19 protein-coding genes are annotated in these 19,007 nt (G+C 61.2%); 6 read left to right on the top strand and 13 right to left on the bottom strand.

All coding sequences use genetic code 11. From position 1 onward, the window contains the following. Positions 1 to 17 precede the first annotated feature (17 nt). The 4 genes from yggU to ACORQT_RS20825 are packed head-to-tail and all read right to left on the bottom strand — an operon-like array spanning position 18 to position 2,439. Positions 18 to 308 (bottom strand): DUF167 family protein YggU, encoded by a 291-nt coding sequence (gene yggU, locus ACORQT_RS20840; protein ID WP_004948014.1) that lies wholly within the window; start codon positions 306 to 308, stop codon positions 18 to 20. Beyond that, positions 305 to 859: a YggT family protein gene (locus ACORQT_RS20835; RefSeq protein ID WP_042785370.1), complete on the bottom strand. Its 555-nt coding sequence runs from the start codon at positions 857 to 859 to the stop codon at positions 305 to 307. Before ACORQT_RS20835 ends, yggU begins: the two co-directional genes overlap by 4 nt. A gap of 31 nt (positions 860 to 890) precedes the next feature. Continuing rightward, positions 891 to 1,712 (bottom strand): pyrroline-5-carboxylate reductase, encoded by an 822-nt coding sequence (gene proC / locus ACORQT_RS20830; protein WP_033651322.1) that lies wholly within the window; start codon positions 1,710 to 1,712, stop codon positions 891 to 893. A 19-nt stretch (positions 1,713 to 1,731) separates the two neighbouring features. Then, positions 1,732 to 2,439, bottom strand: a complete 708-nt coding sequence (locus ACORQT_RS20825; protein WP_033644673.1) for a YggS family pyridoxal phosphate-dependent enzyme — start codon at positions 2,437 to 2,439, stop codon at positions 1,732 to 1,734. Between the two features lie 20 nt (positions 2,440 to 2,459). On the opposite strand from ACORQT_RS20825, the gene ACORQT_RS20820 reads away from it, so the two are divergent. Continuing rightward, complete coding sequence (locus tag ACORQT_RS20820) at positions 2,460 to 3,482, top strand: type IV pilus twitching motility protein PilT (RefSeq protein WP_164057071.1); 1,023 nt, start codon at positions 2,460 to 2,462, stop codon at positions 3,480 to 3,482. On the opposite strand, the gene ruvX is transcribed toward ACORQT_RS20820, so the two are convergent. The 6 genes from ruvX to ACORQT_RS20790 form a co-directional block, all read right to left on the bottom strand. Further along, positions 3,479 to 3,901 carry a Holliday junction resolvase RuvX gene (ruvX, locus tag ACORQT_RS20815; protein ID WP_015379046.1) on the bottom strand — a complete coding sequence of 141 codons (423 nt, stop codon included), beginning with the start codon at positions 3,899 to 3,901 and terminating at the stop codon, positions 3,479 to 3,481. The genes ACORQT_RS20820 and ruvX overlap by 4 nt on opposite strands. Beyond that, entirely contained in the window at positions 3,901 to 4,464 is a 564-nt protein-coding gene (locus ACORQT_RS20810; RefSeq protein ID WP_004937452.1) for a YqgE/AlgH family protein, read from the bottom strand. The genes ruvX and ACORQT_RS20810 overlap by 1 nt, the downstream gene beginning before the upstream one ends. 147 nt (positions 4,465 to 4,611) lie before the next feature. Further along, positions 4,612 to 5,562 (bottom strand): glutathione synthase, encoded by a 951-nt coding sequence (gshB, locus tag ACORQT_RS20805; RefSeq protein WP_164057072.1) that lies wholly within the window; start codon positions 5,560 to 5,562, stop codon positions 4,612 to 4,614. Between the two features lie 10 nt (positions 5,563 to 5,572). Then, complete coding sequence (gene rsmE, locus ACORQT_RS20800; protein WP_025304244.1) at positions 5,573 to 6,304, bottom strand: 16S rRNA (uracil(1498)-N(3))-methyltransferase; 732 nt, start codon at positions 6,302 to 6,304, stop codon at positions 5,573 to 5,575. A gap of 69 nt (positions 6,305 to 6,373) precedes the next feature. Continuing rightward, positions 6,374 to 7,069 (bottom strand): deoxyribonuclease I, encoded by a 696-nt coding sequence (gene endA, locus ACORQT_RS20795; protein WP_025304243.1) that lies wholly within the window; start codon positions 7,067 to 7,069, stop codon positions 6,374 to 6,376. Positions 7,070 to 7,170: 101 nt separating this feature from the next. Next, a complete protein-coding gene (locus ACORQT_RS20790; protein ID WP_164057073.1) occupies positions 7,171 to 7,683 on the bottom strand; it encodes a SprT family zinc-dependent metalloprotease in 513 nt (170 codons plus the stop codon). Between the two features lie 349 nt (positions 7,684 to 8,032). Between ACORQT_RS20790 and fumA the strand changes: the two genes are divergently transcribed. Both fumA and ACORQT_RS20780 read left to right on the top strand, forming a co-directional pair. After that, positions 8,033 to 9,679 (top strand): class I fumarate hydratase FumA, encoded by a 1,647-nt coding sequence (fumA, locus tag ACORQT_RS20785; RefSeq protein WP_033644683.1) that lies wholly within the window; start codon positions 8,033 to 8,035, stop codon positions 9,677 to 9,679. A gap of 152 nt (positions 9,680 to 9,831) precedes the next feature. Beyond that, a complete protein-coding gene (locus tag ACORQT_RS20780; protein WP_042785365.1) occupies positions 9,832 to 10,698 on the top strand; it encodes a helix-turn-helix domain-containing protein in 867 nt (288 codons plus the stop codon). Here ACORQT_RS20780 and ACORQT_RS20775 read toward each other — a convergent pair. Continuing rightward, complete coding sequence (locus ACORQT_RS20775) at positions 10,622 to 11,674, bottom strand: XdhC family protein (RefSeq protein WP_108681985.1); 1,053 nt, start codon at positions 11,672 to 11,674, stop codon at positions 10,622 to 10,624. The genes ACORQT_RS20780 and ACORQT_RS20775 overlap by 77 nt on opposite strands. Before the next feature lie 8 nt (positions 11,675 to 11,682). Further along, on the bottom strand, positions 11,683 to 12,267 hold the full coding sequence (locus ACORQT_RS20770) for a nucleotidyltransferase family protein (protein WP_047573692.1): 585 nt from the start codon (positions 12,265 to 12,267) through the stop codon (positions 11,683 to 11,685). Between the two features lie 208 nt (positions 12,268 to 12,475). Here ACORQT_RS20770 and ACORQT_RS20765 point away from each other — a divergent pair, with 208 nt between their 5' ends. Genes ACORQT_RS20765 through ACORQT_RS20755 form a run of 3 tightly spaced genes read left to right on the top strand, consistent with a single transcriptional unit; the run spans position 12,476 to position 17,048 of the window. Next, complete coding sequence (locus ACORQT_RS20765; protein ID WP_164057074.1) at positions 12,476 to 15,265, top strand: xanthine dehydrogenase family protein molybdopterin-binding subunit; 2,790 nt, start codon at positions 12,476 to 12,478, stop codon at positions 15,263 to 15,265. After that, on the top strand, positions 15,262 to 15,816 hold the full coding sequence (locus ACORQT_RS20760; RefSeq protein ID WP_015379038.1) for a (2Fe-2S)-binding protein: 555 nt from the start codon (positions 15,262 to 15,264) through the stop codon (positions 15,814 to 15,816). The genes ACORQT_RS20765 and ACORQT_RS20760 overlap by 4 nt, the downstream gene beginning before the upstream one ends. Next, a complete protein-coding gene (locus tag ACORQT_RS20755) occupies positions 15,813 to 17,048 on the top strand; it encodes a cytochrome c (protein ID WP_042785361.1) in 1,236 nt (411 codons plus the stop codon). Before ACORQT_RS20760 ends, ACORQT_RS20755 begins: the two co-directional genes overlap by 4 nt. A 63-nt stretch (positions 17,049 to 17,111) precedes the next feature. On the opposite strand, the gene ACORQT_RS20750 is transcribed toward ACORQT_RS20755, so the two are convergent. After that, positions 17,112 to 18,488 (bottom strand): amino acid permease, encoded by a 1,377-nt coding sequence (locus ACORQT_RS20750; protein WP_004937488.1) that lies wholly within the window; start codon positions 18,486 to 18,488, stop codon positions 17,112 to 17,114. Positions 18,489 to 19,007: the final 519 nt, after the last annotated feature.

The raw sequence follows: 19,007 nt of genomic DNA, 5'->3' as shown, positions 1-19,007 counted from the left end.
AATGACTACCTTGAAAATTATTCGATGAGCGCCGCGACCACGGCGGGGATCTGTTGCGGATTCACGATGCGTAACTGTTTATGCCGCCCCAGTTCGCCTTTCTCGATGGTGACGTTGCTTTTCGCCACTTTGAACTGCTTGGCGATAAACTTGATCAAATGGGCGTTGGCTTGACCGTCGACCGGCGGGGCGGTGATGGCGACTTTCAGTTCGTCGCCATGCAAGCCGATAATTTGGTCGCGGCTGGCTTTCGGCTGAATATATAGCCTGATCGCCAGCCCGTCCAGCACGGGAGTGACTGCGCTCACAGCAGGAACCAGATCTCGCCGAACACATCCATGCCCAGGTAGTTGATCAGATAGAGGATCAGGATCACTACCATGGCGGAAAAATCGATGCCGCCCATCGCCGGGATGATGCGACGGATCGGCGCCATCAACGGTTCGGTCAGTTGGTACATCACGTAGTCGATCGGGCTGCGGCCCTGGCTTACCCAGCTCATCAGCGCACGAATGATCATCACCCAGAAGATCAGGTAGCCGGCGGACTTGACCAGCGAGATCAGGCCGAACAGCAGGTTATACGGGCTGAGCGACAGCGCGTGGCTTTGTATCAGCAGCAGCAGCGGGTACTTGATGGTCATCAGCAGGAACGCCAGCAGCAGCGAAGCGCTGTCGATAGGCCCAAGCGATGGGATGATGCGGCGCAGCGGGCCGACCACCGGTTGAGTGATCTTCACCACAAACTGCGAGAACGGGTTGTAAAAATCGGTGCGCGTCCATTGCATCCAAATGCGCAGCAACAGCACCATCACGTACAGATCAATAACGGTCTTGACCAGGAAAGTCAGCGTTAGCATGAAGTGGTCCTTCTCCTTAACTCGGGGTTATTTAAAATAATTTTTCCATTTCTTGCGCACGAGAAACGGCGGCCTGCATCGCTTGCGCCACGGTTTCCGGCAGTTGGCGTTCGTTGAACACCCGCAGCGCTTCGGCGGTGGTGCCGCCTTTGGAGGTCACCTGCTCGCGCAGCGTGCCCAGCGGCGTATCCGGGTTGGCTTCAACCAGCGCGGCGGCGCCGGTAGCGGCCTGCTGCACCAGATCGCGCGCGGTCTGGCTGTCGAAGCCCATGCGTTCGGCCTCTTTTTGCATCGCTTCCATAAACAGGAAGAAATAAGCCGGGGCGCTGCCCGCAGCGGCGATCACGCCGTTGATGCCATTTTCGTCATCTACCCAGCAAACTTTACCGACCGAGGCCATTAAATCGCCGGTGTAGTCGCGATCCTGTTGGCTGACCTGCGCCGGCGCGTACAGCCCGCTCATGCCCTTGCCGACCAGCGACGGGGTGTTGGGCATGATGCGCACGATGTCCAGTTGGTCGCCGAGCAACTGATAGAAACGGCTGACCTGAATGCCGGCGGCGATCGACAGCACCAGTTTGCCGCCGAAATCGACCTGTTCGCGCAGCGGCTGACACACGTCGGCCATCATTTGCGGTTTGACCGCCAGTACCACGACGTCGGCTTCACGCGCGCAGGCGACGTTGTCGCCGCTGCTGACGATGCCGTAGTCCGCCGCCAGCGCGTCACGGTTTTTCGGCGAAGGGGCGCAGACGCTGATGGATTTGGCCGGATAGCCGCCCGCGACCAGGCCGGCGATGATTGCACGCGCCATGTTGCCGGCGCCGATAAAGGTAATCTTGCGATGTTGCATCAAATCCCTCGTCTGTTTGTCAGGCCTGCGAGTAGTCGCGGGCGCCAAAAATTGCGGTGCCGATGCGCACCAGGGTGCTGCCTGCGGCGATCGCCGCCGCCATATCGTCCGTCATGCCCATCGACAGCGTATCGGCCTGCGGATAACGCTGACGCAGGGCGAGAAATGCGTCGTTCATCCGGCTGAATACCGCCAACTGCCGCTGATAATCCGTTTCCGGCGCCGGGATGGCCATCAGGCCGCGCAGCGCCAGATTCGGCAGCGCCGCGATCGCGTCGGCCAACGCCGGCAGTTCGTTCAACGCGATGCCGGATTTGCTCTGCTCATCGCTGATGTTGATTTGAATCAGCACGTTGAGCGGCGGCATGTCGGCCGGGCGCTGATCGCTCAGGCGCTGGGCGATGCGCAGCCGATCCACGGTATGACACCAGGCGAAATGTTCCGCCACCAGCCGACTCTTATTGGATTGCAGCGGGCCGATAAAGTGCCACACCAACTCACCGCCCTGCGACGACTCGGCGAAATGCCGGATCTTGTCTACCCCTTCCTGCACGTAGTTCTCGCCGAAGGCGCGCTGGCCGGCGGCGATGGCTTCTTCGATCGCCGCCACAGGTTTGGTTTTGCTGACTGCAAGCAGAGCAACGTCTTCCGGCGCCCGTGCGCAGTTTTGCGCGGCGGCCGCGATGCGGTTTCTGACATCCTGCAGGTTCTGTTGGATAGTGCTCATTATTGACCCGGGAGAGTGATATGGATATCGATGAATTCGTGGCCCTTAGTGTAAAGCATAATGCTTCCGATCTGCACCTTTGTGCCGGTCATCCGCCGATGTTGCGCATCGACGGTGAACTGCAGCCGCTGGCGGCGGCACAAACGCTGACGGCGCAAGGCGCGCAGGCCCTCTGCGATGGATTGCTGAATGCGCAGCAGCGCGAGAGCCTGCGGCGGCTGGGGCAGGTCGATCTGGCGTTGCACAGGCCGGGCGGGGAGCGGTTGCGCGCTAACGTTTTTCAACAAAGCGCGGGGATTTCTCTCGCGTTGCGGCGTATCGCCGGGCAATCGCCTTCGCTTGCCGAGCTGGCGGCGCCGGCCATCGTCCCGGCGCTGCTGCGGCGCGCCGACGGATTGATCCTGGTCACCGGCGCCACCGGTAGCGGTAAGTCCACCACGCTGGCGGCGATGATCGACGAGATCAACCGGCACCAGCAGCGGCATATTTTGACGCTGGAAGATCCGATCGAGTTCCTGCACCGCAGCCGGCGATCGCTGATCCAGCAGCGGGAGATCGGCCGCGACAGCCACAGCTTCGATGCGGCGTTGCGCGCCGCGCTGCGCGAAGATCCGGATGTGATCCTGCTGGGCGAGCTGCGCGATACCGCCACCATCCGGCTGGCGCTCACTGCGGCGGAGACCGGCCACCTGGTGCTGGCGACGCTGCATACCCGCAGCGCGCCGCAGGCGGTAGAGCGGCTGGTGGACGTGTTTCCGGCGGAAGAGAAACCCTATGTGCGCGCCCAGCTGGCGGGCAGCCTGCAAGCGGTGATCGCGCAAAAGCTGATGAGGCGCCCCGGCGGCGGACGAGTGGCGATCTTTGAAGTGCTGACGGCGACGGCGGCGGTCAGCAACCTGATCCGTGAAGGGAAAACGCATCAGTTGGCGAGCGTGTTGCAAACCGGCGCGCAGTCCGGCATGCAAACCTTTGAGCAAGGTTTGCAGCAGCGGATCGACGCCGGTGTGTTGGGGGATTACGCGGGGGAGGGAATGGGCGTTTAGCCCAGCTGCCGTTCGAACCAGCTTTCGAGGATAACCACCGCGGAGGCGGAATCCACGCTGCCTTTATCAAGCGCGCGGAAGCCGCCGCGATCGAACAGGTTGGCGCGCGCCTCCACGGTGCTCAGACGCTCGTCATGCAGATCGATCTGGATGCCGAAGCGGCCGTGCAGACGGTTGGCGAACTTGCGCGCCTGGGCGGTAACGGGCTGTTCGGTGCCGTCCATGTTCAGCGGCAGGCCGACCACCACCAAATCCGGCTGCCACTCCTTCAGCAGTTTTTCGATTTTCAGCCAGTCCGGCGAACCGTCCTGCGCTTTGAAAGCCGGCAGGGCGCGGGCGCTGCCGGTCAACTCCTGGCCGACGGCCGCGCCGATGCTTTTGGTGCCAAAGTCGAAGGCGATAATGGTGCGGTTACTCATCAGGCGTGTCCTGCGTGGTTGGCGATGCTGCGAATGTCGATACCCAAAAGGTTCCCCGCCTCGCGCCAGCGGCTGGCGATCGGCGTGCGGAACAAAATGTCGGTGTTGGCTTCGATGGTCAGCCAGGCGTTTTCCAATACTTCCTGCTCCAACTGGCCCTTTTCCCAACCCGCATAACCCAGCGCCACCAGCACGTCGTCCGGTTGCTCCGGCGTGCCGAGCGTTTCCAGCACGTCTTTCGAGGTGGTGATCATGGTGTTGGGGGAAATTTGAATGCTGGCGCCAAAGCCGTGGCGCGGCGTATGCAGGATAAATCCGCGATCGTCCGCCAAGGGGCCGCCGGCGAACACCGGCTTGTCCAGGCTGATGGCCGGATCGCGCGCAGGCGGCATGATCTTCAGCTTGCTCAGCACCGTGGCTACCGTGAACTGCTCCACCGGTTTATTGATCACCAAACCCATGGCGCCTTCTTCATTGTGCTCGCAAATGTAAATCACCGAGCGCTTGAAGCGAGGATCCTGCAGCGTTGGCATGGCGATCAGAAAATGGTGCTGTAAATTCATGGCGTTAGTATAAGGTAATCAATGGGTGAGAAAATAAACAGCCGCCAGTATGCGGCTATACCCGCCGCCTTTCAAGCCGCTGCCGGAAAGGCGGGCTTTGGCGGGCGCGATACAGGATAGCGGGCGGCATGCCGCCCGCATGACGCATTACTTCGCCGCCAGGCGCTTTTCAATGGCGTCCATCAGCATGCCGGTAATCGAAATCGGGAATGCCGCCTCGATCTCGCGCGCACAGGTTGGGCTGGTGACGTTGATTTCGGTCAGGCGATCGCCGATCACGTCCAGGCCGACGAAGAGCAGCCCTTTCTCTTTCAGCGTCGGGGCGACGGCGCGGGCAATTTTCCAGTCGCTTTCGCTCAGCGGGCGCGCTTCGCCGCGGCCGCCGGCCGCCAGGTTGCCGCGGGTCTCACCCTGCGCCGGAATGCGCGCCAGGCAGTAAGGCACCGGCTCGCCGTCCACCACCAGGATGCGCTTGTCGCCGTCCTTGATCGCCGGCAGGAAGTTCTGCGCCATGCAGAAACGGCTGCCGTGTTCGGTCAGGGTTTCGATGATCACCGACAGGTTAGGATCGTCCTGCTTCACGCGGAAGATAGACGCGCCGCCCATGCCGTCCAGCGGTTTCAGGATGATGTCGCCGTGCTGCTGGTGGAATTTGCGGATGTGCGCGGCGCTGCGGCTGACCAGCGTATCCGGCGTCAGTTCCGAGAACCAGGCGGTGAACAGCTTCTCGTTGCAGTCGCGCAGGCTTTGCGGCTTGTTGACCACCAGCGTGCCTTTGACTTCGGCGCGTTCCAGAATGTAGGTCGCGTAGATGTATTCGGTATCGAACGGCGGATCTTTGCGCATCAGGATCACGTCCAGATCGTGCAGCGCCAGATCCTGCTCGGCGCCGAAGCTGAACCAGCTCTCCTTGTCTTCCTTCACGCTCAGCAGGCGGGTGCGGGCGCGCCCGTCACCGGCGTGCAGATAGAGATCGTTCATCTCCATGTAGTGCAATTCGTAACCGCGGCGCTGCGCTTCGAGCAGCATGGCGAAGCTGGTGTCTTTCTTGATGTTGATGGAATCGATAGGATCCATCACGATGCCGAGCTTAATCATCTTTTCTCCTTTAACCCAGGTCGCCGAAGCGGACCTGCAGAGCGGTAATGGCGGTGAGCGCTGTGGTTTCGGTACGCAGAACGCGTGGTCCCAGCAGAATATCAGTAAATCCGTGGTCGGTGGTCATGGCGATTTCGTCGGCGGACAAACCGCCTTCCGGGCCGATCAGCAGGCGAACGCGGTCTACCGGCTGCGGCAGCGTGTTGATGCTGTGGCTGGCGCGCGGGTGCAGGTTGAGTTTCAGGCTGCCGTCCTGCTCGGCGCACCAGGCCTCCAGCGACATCGCCTCGCGGATTTCGGGAATGCGGTTGCGGCCGCACTGTTCGCAGGCGGCGATGGCGATCTTCTGCCATTGTTGGATTTTCTTCGCCAGACGCTCGCCGTCCAACTTGACGCCGCAGCGCTCGGAAAACAGCGGGGTGATGACGTTGACGCCCAGCTCGATGGATTTCTGGATGGTGAACTCCATCTTCTCGCCGCGCGAGATCACCTGGCCCAGATGCAGGTTGAGCGGCGATTCGATGTCCTCCACGCGGCCGTCGCCAAGGCGCACCAGCACGCTCTTTTTGTCCACCCGGACTATCTCGGCGTCGAACACCTGGTTGCTGCCGTCGAACAGCTGCAGCGCCTGGCCGGCGCTCATGCGCAGCACGCGCCCGACGTGGTTGGCGGCGTCCTCGCTGAGGGCGATCTCCGCCCGGTCGGTCAACGGCTGCGGATGGTAAATGCGGGGTATGCGCATGGGTAGTCTGATCCTGACGAAACGGCGCCGCGGGTTGGCGGCGCCATGAAAGATAAAGGCTATAGTAGGTTAGCTTTTCCGCTGCTGACAAGCCTGTTGAATATAGGGGTTGTGGTTGCCCTGCACCTTGGCGATACGTGCTTCACGCTGACATTCCCATTGGCTCACCGGATATTGCCGGTTCCACACCTCGAACAGTTGGGTTTGCTGGCGTGACAGCCGCAGCTGGTAGCGATCGCGCATGTAGAAGTAGGTGCGGGCAATGGCGCCGCGGGCGCGGGCGGGCGGCTCCGCCTGTTTATTCTTGAAGTCCACCTTCATTGGGCACTGCCCGTATTGGCCTGCGCCGCCGTTCCATTGGCTGTACATGAAGTTGTTGCGGTCGCCGTTCACTTCGCCGATCGCCGGCTGCAGGTTGTGCAGATCGGTTTCTATCTGGCGATAGGTGGCGTCCTTATTGCAGTTTTTGCGTCCGCCGTCTTGCCAGCACTGCAGTTGGTGGCCGAACTGCCAGGCCGGCACCACGTGTTCCCACTCGATGCGCTGCGCGCGCTGGGCGTTTTTACGCACCTGATAGCCGCAGCCGGCGAGATCCGGGATGCCCTTCTTGCCTTGCCAGTCGATGCGGCAGCCGCAGTAAAAGCTGCCCGGCGCATCCTGGTTAATCTTGGCCGCCGCCGCTTTGGCCTGAGAGAAGTTATTGATGCCGTGTGCCTGTACGGCGCCTGCGGCGAAAACCGCCATAAACAAAATTCTGCGAAGCATATTCCAAAACAGCTCAAAATTGGAAAAGCAGGCAGGGTAACGGAACTTGCCGGTAGTGGCAAATGGCGATATTTGCTTGTTTTAACGTATAAATCGTTTAACTAAAGGTTCTCGCTAGCAAGAAATTTCAGTTTTTCGCCGCACCGGCGGCAGCGGTATTCGCTTTCGCCGCGCAGCACGCGGTTATGGCGGCGAATGGTGAGCGGGTGCTGCCCACAGGCGCAGCGGTAGGGGAAGGTCTTGCTTTGCACCGAGGCGGTTTCGAAACGGTGAGTGCGGCTGGCGGGCGTCAGCAGCACGCTTTCCATCATCCAGCGCCATTCGCGGCCGTGCGGCGCCACCCGGCCGAATTGGCGAAACACCAGCAGGTGCGCCAGTTCGTGCGGCACCACTTCATCGATAAACGGCTGTTGGTTTTCCAGCAGCAGCACCGGGTTCAGGCGGATTTCCCAGCTTTGCAGCCAGGCGGTGCCCGCGCTGGTGCCGCGTTGCTGATAGACGATGCTGGGTTCGGGGAACTCGACGGCAAAATGCTGGCGGGCCAACTGCAGCTTTTCTCGCAGGCAGCGCATCACCGCTTGTTGCAGCGCGATGGGGATTCTCGGTTTGTTCATTGCGGCTAGCTTAAGCAATGGCGCGGCGGCTGACAATACGCACCGGCGCAAATCGCATCCGGCGCTTTTTCGCCACATTGATAAAGCGATCGCCACCGATGGATTGTAATCAATGTGTTAACTGCGGGATAATAAAGCGTGCATGATGAGCCTGTACCCGCAGTTCTCACCGAGCAAGGTTGAAACGCCGCCTGTGGCAATCCCTTACGCAAAGAGCGGTTATTTTGCGATTTGGCGCAATAACTGACTGATTAAAAATACGTAAGGTGAAGGCAGTTTTTTGACAAGGCGCCGCCTCGCGCGCCACAAGTGTGAATTTAACGCAGCTGATGTTGCAAGTGAGAGATCAATGTCGAATAAACCGTTCCACTATCAAGATCCGTTCCCGCTGAAGAAAGACGATACCGAATATTACCTGCTGAGCCGCGACCACGTTTCCGTGAGCGAGTTTGAAGGCCAGGAAATACTGAAAGTTGCCCCTGAAGCGTTAACCCTGCTTGCCCAGCATGCGTTCCACGACGCGTCGTTCATGCTGCGCCCGGCGCACCAACAGCAGGTGGCCGATATCCTCAAAGATCCGGACGCCAGCGAAAACGACAAGTACGTTGCGCTGCAATTTCTGCGTAACTCAGAAATCGCCGCCAAGGGTATTTTACCGACCTGCCAGGACACCGGCACGGCGATCATCGTCGGCAAAAAGGGCCAGCGCGTCTGGACCGGCGGCGGCGATGAAGAAGCGTTGTCGCGTGGGGTGTACAACACCTACATCGAAGAGAACCTGCGCTATTCGCAGAACGCCGCGCTGGATATGTACAAAGAGGTCAATACCGGCAGCAACCTGCCGGCGCAGATCGATCTCTACAGCGTTGACGGCGAAGAATACAAGTTCTTGTGCATCGCCAAGGGCGGCGGTTCAGCCAACAAAACCTATCTGTATCAGGAAACCAAGGCGCTGCTGTCGCCGGGCAAGCTGAAAAACTACCTGGTCGACAAGATGCGCACGCTGGGCACTGCGGCCTGCCCGCCGTACCACGTGGCGTTCGTCATCGGCGGCACCTCGGCGGAAGCGACGCTGAAAACCGTCAAGCTGGCCTCGACCAAGTATTACGATGGCCTGCCGACCGAAGGCAACGAGCATGGCCAGGCGTTCCGCGATCTGGAACTCGAAGCGGAACTGCTGCAAGAAGCGCAGAACCTGGGGCTGGGCGCACAGTTCGGCGGCAAATACTTCGCGCATGATATCCGCGTGGTGCGTCTGCCGCGCCACGGCGCCTCCTGCCCGGTCGGCATGGGCGTTTCCTGTTCGGCGGACCGCAACATCAAAGGCAAGATTAACCGCGACGGCATCTGGCTGGAAAAACTGGAGCACAATCCGGGTAAATTCATTCCTCAGGAGCTGCGCCAGGCCGGGGAAGGCGAGGCGATCAAGGTCGATCTCAACCGTCCGATGGCCGAGATCCTCAAACAGCTGTCGCAGTACCCGGTTTCCACCCGCCTGTCGCTGAGCGGCACCATCATCGTTGGCCGCGATATCGCGCACGCCAAGCTGAAAGAGCGCCTGGATCGCGGTGAGGGCCTGCCGCAGTACGTCAAGGATCACCCGATCTACTACGCCGGCCCGGCTAAAACGCCGGAAGGCTATGCATCCGGTTCCTTGGGGCCAACCACCGCCGGGCGTATGGATTCCTACGTCGACCTGCTGCAATCTCACGGCGGCAGCATGATCATGCTGGCGAAAGGCAACCGCAGCCAGCAGGTGACGGATGCCTGCCACAAGCACGGCGGCTTCTACCTCGGCAGCATCGGCGGCCCGGCGGCGGTGCTGGCGCAGCAGAGCATCAAGAGCCTGGAGTGCGTGGAGTACCCTGAACTGGGCATGGAAGCGATCTGGAAAATCGAAGTGGAAGATTTCCCGGCGTTTATCCTGGTGGATGACAAAGGCAATGACTTCTTCCAGAAGATCCAGGCCGGCCAATGCGCCAGCTGCCTGAAATAATCGCTGCTCCCCCTCCACCGCTCGCGGGCGGTGGAGGGGATTGTGTAAAGTCCTGTAGCTTGCTGGACGTCGAGTTTTAACCTGTATACCCTACGCGAATAGCACTAAAATTCGACTAATGGAATATCGGCAACATAAGGTTCGGCAAGCACATGGGTACGCAGGAAAGTCACATCAGGGAATTGCTGGTCTGGATTGAAGACAACCTGACCAATCCGCTGTCGTTGGATATCGTTTCCGCCAAGTCAGGCTATACGAAATGGTACCTGCAGCGCATGTTCAAGAAGCAGACCGGATTATCGTTAGCCTCCTACATCCGCGCTCGTCGCCTCTACCTCGCCGCCTTCGCCTTGCGCTTCACGCAGAAGAGCATTTTGGACATTTCGGTTGAATATCAATTCGATAATCAGCAGACGTTCTCGCGCTGTTTCAAGAAACACTTCGCCGAGTCGCCCAGCGTCTATCGTCATGCCCGCAAACAGGACTTCAGCAATCTGGTGCGTTCACTCGCGGCCAGCCAGCCCGGCGATATTGAGGTTGAACGCGTCAGCATCGCCAGAGGGCAATACGCTTTTCACGGCAAGCAGTACGCTTACCACCTGGACATAGAGAGGTTGGATAAGTCGCATCTGCCGCAGCGCAGCGCGCTGCGGGCGCAGTTTTACACCTTGTTGGGCGAGCGCCCGACGCAAACCTATTCGTTTACCCAACTGGTGCCGGACGGCGAGCGGGTCAGGGTCGACTATACCCTGGGCGTGACGACGGACTATCCGCTGCGTGAAGGCGTGGCGCTGGAGCCGCTGCCGGAGATCCACGGCGAGTTTTGCCGTTTTCGCTATTCCGGCAAGCCGGTGGCGCTCAATGATCACATCATTAAAATTTACACGCAGGTGCTGCCCGAAATGGGGCTGGCCCGCGGTGACGGGCCGGACATGACGATGTTCAGCTATTCGCTGAGCGGGAAAGAGGAGCTGCACCTGGAGCTGCAGCATCTGGTGCCGGTGGTGCCGCTGCACTGATCCCGTCGGCGGCCGGCCGCCGGTTTTTTTGCTGCACGATCGCCGCCATCACCGCCAGGGCGATCTCCGCCGGCGTTTTGCTGCCCAGCGGCAGGCCGATCGGCGCATGGATGCGTTCCAACTCCTGCGGCGTGAATTCGGCAATCTGCTGCAACCGCTGGCGCCGCCGCGCGCTGTTTCTCAGCGATCCCATGGCGCCGATGTAAAACGCCGGAGTGTGGATCGCTTCCATCAACGTCAGATCGTCCATACGCGGATCGTGGGTCAGCGCCACGACGGCGGTATTGGCGTGGCAACCGCCGTCCTCAATGAACTTGGCCGGAAACTGGCGCAGCAGCGTCACGCCCGGTTTTAACTCGGCGGCGAAGTTATCCAGCGCCTCCGGGCGATTCTCGCACACCAGCACCTCAAACCCCAGCGCCACGGCGAAATCGGCGCAGTACAGCGCCACGCTGGACAGCCCGGCGATCAGCAGGCGCGGCGCGGCCGCGATATGCAGAGTAATCTGTTCGAGCCGGCGTTCCACCTGGGTGGCGCTGGTGAAATGACTCTGCTCGAGGCTGTGGCAGGCGTGGGGCAGCGTCAGGCGTTTGATCAACGCGTGATGCCCTTCCAGCGCGCCGGCGATGCGTCGCAGGTAAGCGACGCTGGCTTCTCCCGCCGGTAGATACTCGATCAGCACGTCCAGCACGCCGCCGCACGGCAGCGCCACGTTGGGCGTCATACCGCCTTCGCCGTAACGGATCACCTGGCTGGCCGCCTGATACTCCCCGGCGGCCACGCGGCGCAGAAAGTCCTCCTCCACGCACCCGCCCGACAACGAACCGCTGTAGCGGCCGTCGCGGGTCGCCGCCATCAGCGCGCCCGGCGAGCGCGGCGAAGAACCATAGGTGCTGAGGACGGTGCATAACCAGACCGGCTGGTGTTGCAGCCAGCTTATCGCCTGGCTGACCACGGTGACATCAAGATGTTGCATAGGTGAATTTACTCGCTGGCCGGAAGTTGCGATGGAAGATCAATATCCTGCACGACGCCGGGGTGCTCAAGTGGCAACAGGTGCACCGCTGCGCCTTGCAGCAGCCCACGGGCGCCATTATCGCCGCGCAGTTGGCAAAGTTGTTTGCGCAATAGGGCGGAAAAGCCGACCGGGTGACCGGGCTGTTGCGCATAGCTGGGGCGTACGATCGCGTGTTGCCGTAAGGCGCTCGCCACCTGCCGGAAAACGTCGGCGCCGACGAACGGCATATCGGCCAGATGGATCAGCCAGCCTTGCCAGTGCGGCGTGGCTGCAACGCCTGCGGCGATCGAGTCGCCTAGGCCCGCGCTGGCGAGCAGGGTAACCGGCACCTGATTGGCGGCGCAGGCTGCCAGCACCGGCAGATTATCCGGACGGGTCACCACCTGCACCGGCAGCTCGGAAGCCAGCGCCTGGCGCAGGGTGTGTTCGAACAGCGAACGCCGCTCGCCCGCCGCATCGGCAAACCCGGCGTTCAGTTTGTTGCCCTGGCCGCCGGCCCGAATAAAGCGCTCCCCGCGTCCGGCGGCGGTAATAATGATGCCCGTGATCATGGTTCAAGCCCGCGTTTGCGCAAATTATTTATTAGCGTACAAACCTTATGTGTTTTGCAAATGTTTTTTTGTTGAAAACAGCCTGTTAATCATCACATAATTTTAGTTATAAGCATATGCTTATGACGTCTACGGCAAGGTCGTCAGCGTTTGCGCAACAACACCGCGAACAAAAACCAATTACAAGAAAGACGTGAAGGACTTATTTATGAGCAATTTCAACCCGTCGCGGCGTCGCTTTATCAAAAGCGCCGTGATTGCGGGGGTATCCGTGTACCTCGCGCCCCTGTACAGCCGCGCCTACGCCGCGCTGTTCGAGCAAAAAATCCTCCAGTCGCCCAATTGGGATCCGCAGGCCAAGCGCGTGCGTTTCCGTATCGACGGCCGCGCCAAGGTCATGGGGCAGAAGGTGTTCGCGCGCGATATCCGCGCGGTGGACATGCCGCACTGGCCGCAGAAACAGGCGCACGCCTTCATTCTGCGCGTGACCAAAGCCGACCGGTTGTTCGAAGGGGTCGATCTGTCGCTGTTGGGGGACGATCTGCAACCGGATCGCCTGGTGACGGCGGAAGATCTGGCGCGCGACGGCCTGGCCTTTCCGGCGTTCTACGGTGACGACATGCTGCTGCCGAGCGGCAAAACCCCGGCCTACCTCGGCCAGGCGGTGGCGATCCTGATCTATCACGACTTCGCCCGTTTCCGCTTCGCCAAGGACAAGCTGAAATTCCGCGAAGAAACCATCAAATACGGCGCGGTGACCGGCCCGCTCGAGCGCGATCCCTGGGGCAGCTTCCGCTATGTGCGGGTGGGGGGAGAACAACCGTTCGACGACGATCGTTTCTCCAGCCTGAAGGACACGCCGATCTTCCCGGTGTCGATGAAAAAACACCTGCCGGTGTGGCCGGAAGGGCGCGAGGGCGGCAAGCTGGATCAGGAAGGCATGCGCTATGCAGGGATGATCGCCGACGAGTTGGCGAATCCGCCGGCCGACTGGCTGGTAATGTCGCGCCGCTACACCACGCAGTCGATAGACACCTCGGCGCTGGAGCCGGACAACGCCAACGGCTGGTTCGACGCGCAGACGCAAACCTTGCATCTGGTGGTGCCGACTCAGTCGCCGCAGGAAGTGGCCGACGAGATGCCGCGCATGCTGGCCAAGCGCAATCCGCCGGTGAAACAGCTGATCCTGCACCCGTGCTATACCGTGGGCTACGGCTCGAAAGACCACTACAACTTCCCGTATTACGGCGCGGTGGCGGCGATGTATGGCGACGGCCACCCGGTGCGCCTGGCCAACGATCGCTTCGAACAGTTCCAGACGGCGTTGAAGCGCCACGCGTTCGACATGAACTACCGCATCGCGGTGAATAAGCAGACCGGCGTCATGCAGTCGTTCCTCGGTGACATGACCGCGGACGGCGGCGGCCGCAGCAACTTTACCCCTTCAGTGGTGATGGTCGGCGCAACCGCCGCCCAGTCGATTTACTACTTCCCGAAAAGCGATCTGTCGTCGGTCGGGCTGGCTTCACGCGCCATCGACGCCGGTTCGGCGCGCGGTTACGGCACGCTGCAGAGCATGGCCGCCACCGAGATGATGGTGGATGAGTTGGCCGCCGAGCTGAAGATTGACCCGATCGAGTTCCGCCTGCGCAACGTGCTGAAATCCGGCATGAAAAACACCCAGGGGGCGATCCCGGCCGGTGCGATCCGCGCCGATGAAGTGCTGGAAAAGGCGGCGAAGCATGAGATATGGCTTAAGCGCGCCGAACGCAAGGCCGAGTTTGAGAGCCGCCATCCCGGCAAGCGCTATGGCGTCGGCTTCGGCTGCGTGCAGAAAGACTTCGGCACCGGGGCGGAAACCTCGTTCGCCCGGGTGGAGCTGAGCGAAGACGGCAGCATCACCCTGCATCACAGCGGCGCGGAGATGGGCACCGGCATGTCGACCTCGCAGTCGGTATTGTGCGCGCAGTGGCTGGGCAAACCGGCCGACGAAGCGCACTTCTCGGTCACCGACTGGTCGGTATTGCCGATGGTCACCAGCGGCGATCCTTACCTGATGTCGCAGGAAGAGCAGGATAAGCTGCAAACCAACCCCAACTGGACGCCGAGCTACTGTTCGCCGTCGAGCGCCAGCAACTCGGCCTATTATTTCTCGCACAGCACCCGCGAAGCGGCGCGCCTGATCTTCGATCACGGCCTGTGGCCGGCGGCGATGGCGCTGTGGCAGGCCGGTATCGGCGGCGGCCAGGCGGCGCCGCTGGTGGTGCGGCGCGAAGATGCGCGTTGGGTCGAAGGCGGCCTGACGGCGGCGGGCATGTCGGTGCTGAGCCTCGAGCTGCTGGCCAAGACGGCTTATCAGATGGGCGGCGTCACCGGCGCGGCGGTGCATGTGTTCAACCGCTGGCAGTGGGCGGAGGCCGATTTTACGTTGAACGGCAAAAGCGAACGCCTGCCGATCGACGGCATGGCGCTGCGCAACGCCGGCGGCGAATTCAAACCGCTGGCGCGCGGGCAGGTCTACTACCCGCCGACTCAGCGCAACAATGCGGCGGTGACCTACTACAGCGCCGTCGGCACGCTGGCGGAAGTGGCGGTGGATATCGCCACCGGCCAGGTGGAGTTGCTGAATCACCACTCGATCATGGAGTGTGGCAACCTCATCGTGCCGGAACTGGTTTCCGGCCAACTGCAGGGCGGGCTGGCGATGGGCATCGGCCATGCGCTGCACGAATATTTACCGCTGTACGAAGACGGCCCGGGCAACGGCACCTGGAACTTCAACCGTTACCACCTGCCGCGCGCCAGCGACGTGGCGGTATGGAAACAGAGCGGCGACATCCTGCCGGCGCTGTCGGAAACCGATCCGCCGAAAGGCATGGCGGAAGTGGTGATGATCCCGATCGTGGCCGCGCTGGTCAACGCCATTGCCGACGCCACCGGCCACCGTTTCCGTGATTTGCCCGTTCGTGCAGAAAATATTCGTGAGGTATTACAATGAGCATTAAAACCCAGCCGATTTCCCTGACCATCAACGAGAAACAGTACGGCCCGATCGAGGTGCCGGAAGGCTTGATGATGATCGATTTCCTGCACGAGTATCTCGATTTGACCGGTTCGCGCCTCGGCTGCGGGCAGGGCATTTGCCACGCCTGCGTGGCTATTGTCGATCACCCGAGCGGCACCAGCGAAGAGGTGCGCACCTGCATCACCGGCGCGCATTTCTTCAACGGCAAGAAAGTGCGCACCGTCGAAGGCCACGCCAGGGTGGACGAACAGGGGGAGGTGGTTGAGCTGTCGCCGATCCAGCAGGCGTTTCTGGAGCACTACAGCTTCCAGTGCGGCTACTGCACGCCAGGCTTCGTCAACGCCGCCACCATCTTCGTGGAAAAGCTCAAGCGTGAGCCGATCGCCCGCGATCAGCTGGAGAACGCCATCGAGCAGGCGCTGGACAGCCACATCTGCCGCTGCACCGGCTACGTGCGCTACTACGAAGCGGTGCGCGACGTGGTGCTGAAAACGCCGGGCCTGCTGAAGGAGACGGCGCAATGAAAAAACGTCTCGCAGTGTTGATTGTGTTGGTGGCGATCGTGGTGATTGCGCTGTTGTGGTGGCGGGAAAACCGCCGTTACGACGGCCCGGTGCAGCAGGTGACCGCCAGCGCCGAACAGATTGCGCGCGGCCGCTATCTGGCGCAGGCCGCCGACTGCGCCGCCTGCCATACCGCCAGCGGCGGGGCGCCGTTGGCCGGCGGCTATCCGCTGGACACGCCGTTCGGCACGATTTACGGCAGCAACCTGACGCCGTCGGCCGACCACGGCATCGGGCGCTGGAGCAAGGACGACTTCTTCCTGGCGCTGACGCAGGGCGTGGCGCCGGGCGGACGGCACCTGTACCCGGCGATGCCTTACACCTCGTACAAGGGCATTTCGCGTCAGGACGCCGATGACATCTACGCTTACCTGATGACGCGCCCGGCGGTGGACGTGGCCATTCCGGCCAACGAGATGCCGTTCCCGTTCAACCAGCGCATGGCGCTGATCGGCTGGAATCTGCTGTTCCGCAGCCAGGATCCGCTGCCGGCCAGTTCGCAGGGCAGCTCGCCGCAATGGCAGCGCGGCCGCTATCTGGCCGACGTGCTGGGCCACTGTGGCGAATGCCACACGCCGCGCGGCGCGCTGGGACAGATGGATCTCGGCAAGCCGATGCAGGGCGGCGATCTCGGCCGCTTCATGGCGCCGGACATTACGCCGCACGGCTTGGCGCAGCGCGGCTGGACGCCGCAGGACGTCAGCCGCTTCCTCGGCACCGGCCTCGCGCCGCAGGGTTCGGCCTTCAGTGAGATGCATATGGTGGTGGATCTCAGCACCCGTCATTTGACGCCGGAAGACCATCAGGCGCTGGCGCTGTATCTGATGGGCGAGCAGCCGCCGGCGGCAGTGCCGGTGAAAATGGGGCAGGGCAGCGATGCCGGGCGCATGACCTATCTGGATCAGTGCGCCGGCTGCCATGCGCGCGAAGGCGAAGGCAAACCGCACGTCGCGCCGGCGATGCGCGATAACGCCACGCTGCGCCAGGCGGACGGCAAGAACCTGATCGTGTCGGTGCTGGACGGCCTGCCGGCCCAGCAGTTCCCGAACGGTGAAAGCATGCAGAGCATGCCGGGCTTCGGCGAGCGTCTGAGCGATGCCGACGTGGCGGAACTGGTAAACTACCTGCGGGTGACCTGGGGCGGTTTGCCGGCGGACGTCACCGCCGAGCAGGTGAAAGCGCTGCGCAAGTAAGCGGCGTACAGACGAAAAAAATGGCCCGCAGATGCGGGCCATTTTATTGCACGGTCACGGGATTCAACGGCTGGTGACGCCGTCGACACGTTGGCTGCGCTGTTTGATGGCGTAACCGACGGCCAGGATCGCCACCCATACCGGGATCAGCAGCACCGAGATTTGAATGCCCGGCGTCAGGTACATGATCACCAGGATGCCGGCCATGAACAGCAGGCACAGGTAGTTGCTGAACGGGTACCAGAACGCTTTAAACTTCGGCACCACGCCTTCGCGGTTTTTGGCGGCGCGGAATTTCAGGTGCGCCAGGCTGATCATCGCCCAGTTGATCACCAGCGCCGATACCACTAACGCCATCAGCAGTTCGAAGGCGCGGCCCGGGATCAGGTAGTTAATCAGCACGCACAGCGCGGTGGCGAGGGCGGAAATGCCGATGGCCACCACCGGCACGCCGCGGCCGTCGACCTTCAGCAGGCTTTTCGGGCCGTTGCCCTGCTGCGCCAAGCCGTACAGCATGCGGCTGTTGCAGTAGACGCAGCTGTTGTAGACCGACAGCGCGGCGGTGAGCACCACGATGTTCAGCACGGTCGCCACCAGGTTGCTGTTCAGCGCGTGGAAGATCAGCACGAACGGGCTGCCGCCTTCAACCACTTTGCCCCACGGGTACAGCGACAGCAGAATGGCCAGTGAACCGATATAGAAGATCAGGATGCGGTAGATCACCTGATTGGTGGCTTTCGGAATGCTTTTTTGCGGGTTGTCGGCTTCGGCGGCGGTGATGCCGACCAGCTCGAGGCCGCCGAAGGAGAACATGATCACCGCCATCGCCATCACCAGGCCCATGACGCCGTTCGGGAAGAACCCGCCCTGCGCCCACAGGTTGGTGACGGTGGCTTCCGGGCCGCCCATGCCGCTGAACAGCAGGTAGGCGCCGAACACGATCATGCCGATAATCGCCACCACTTTGATGATGGCGAACCAGAACTCCATCTCGCCGTAAACTTTCACGTTGGCCAGGTTGATGGCGTTGATCGCCAGGAAGAATACCGCGGCGGAAACCCAGGTGGGGATCTCCGGCCACCAGTACTGTACGTAGATGCCGACCGCCGTCAGCTCCGCCATCGCCACCAGGACATACAGCACCCAATAGTTCCAGCCGGAGGCAAAGCCGGCGAAGTTGCCCCAGTATTTGTAGGCGAAGTGGCTGAAGGAACCGGCGACCGGCTCTTCCACCACCATTTCCCCCAGCTGGCGCATGATCAGAAACGCGATGAAGCCGCCGATGGCGTAGCCGAGAAGCACTGACGGGCCGGCCATTTTTATTGTTTGAGCGATACCGAGAAATAACCCGGTGCCGATTGCGCCACCTAAGGCGATGAGCTGAATATGGCGGTTTTTCAGGCCGCGCTTCAGCTGGTCACCATGCTGTTGACCATCCATCAATCTAACCCTCTGTCGTTGTGAATGCCCACCTGCCTGTAAAGCAGTGGTTACGATGTGTGTTTTGTTTTATTTACGGCGTTATAGCTATTAATTCCACGGCGCCGCTACCGTTTGGCAGAGAATAATGTTATGCGCGTCGGTTTGCACCTGCTTTGTCGTGTGAGTGATTAAGATTGCAGCAGTTTAGGAAACAAAATGCGGGTTGTGTGACGGCAGGGGGGATTCAGTGCATGAAATAAGCAACAAATCACATAATGCGCAAAAATAACGTAGATCTGAACGGTGGGCCGCGTTCAAATAATGAACGAACCGCCGTTGCGCTGCTCGCCAAATAGCCATTCATTAAAGCGTAATAACCATGCAATAAAACTCGGGCAAAAAGTTTGCACTCTGCCTTGCGTAAGGTTTGGTAAAAGTTAAATCCCAAACCCGCCGCGTAAATGGTAATACCATCACGGCGTTACCGGTTTGCAGCGGGGTTTTCAGCGGGGTGTTAAAATGTGCGGGTAACCTGAT

Source organism: Serratia sp. (in: enterobacteria) (assembly GCF_052400455.1).
Taxonomy (GTDB): domain Bacteria; phylum Pseudomonadota; class Gammaproteobacteria; order Enterobacterales; family Enterobacteriaceae; genus Serratia; species Serratia ureilytica.
This window is presented reverse-complemented; position numbering and strand designations above follow the sequence as displayed.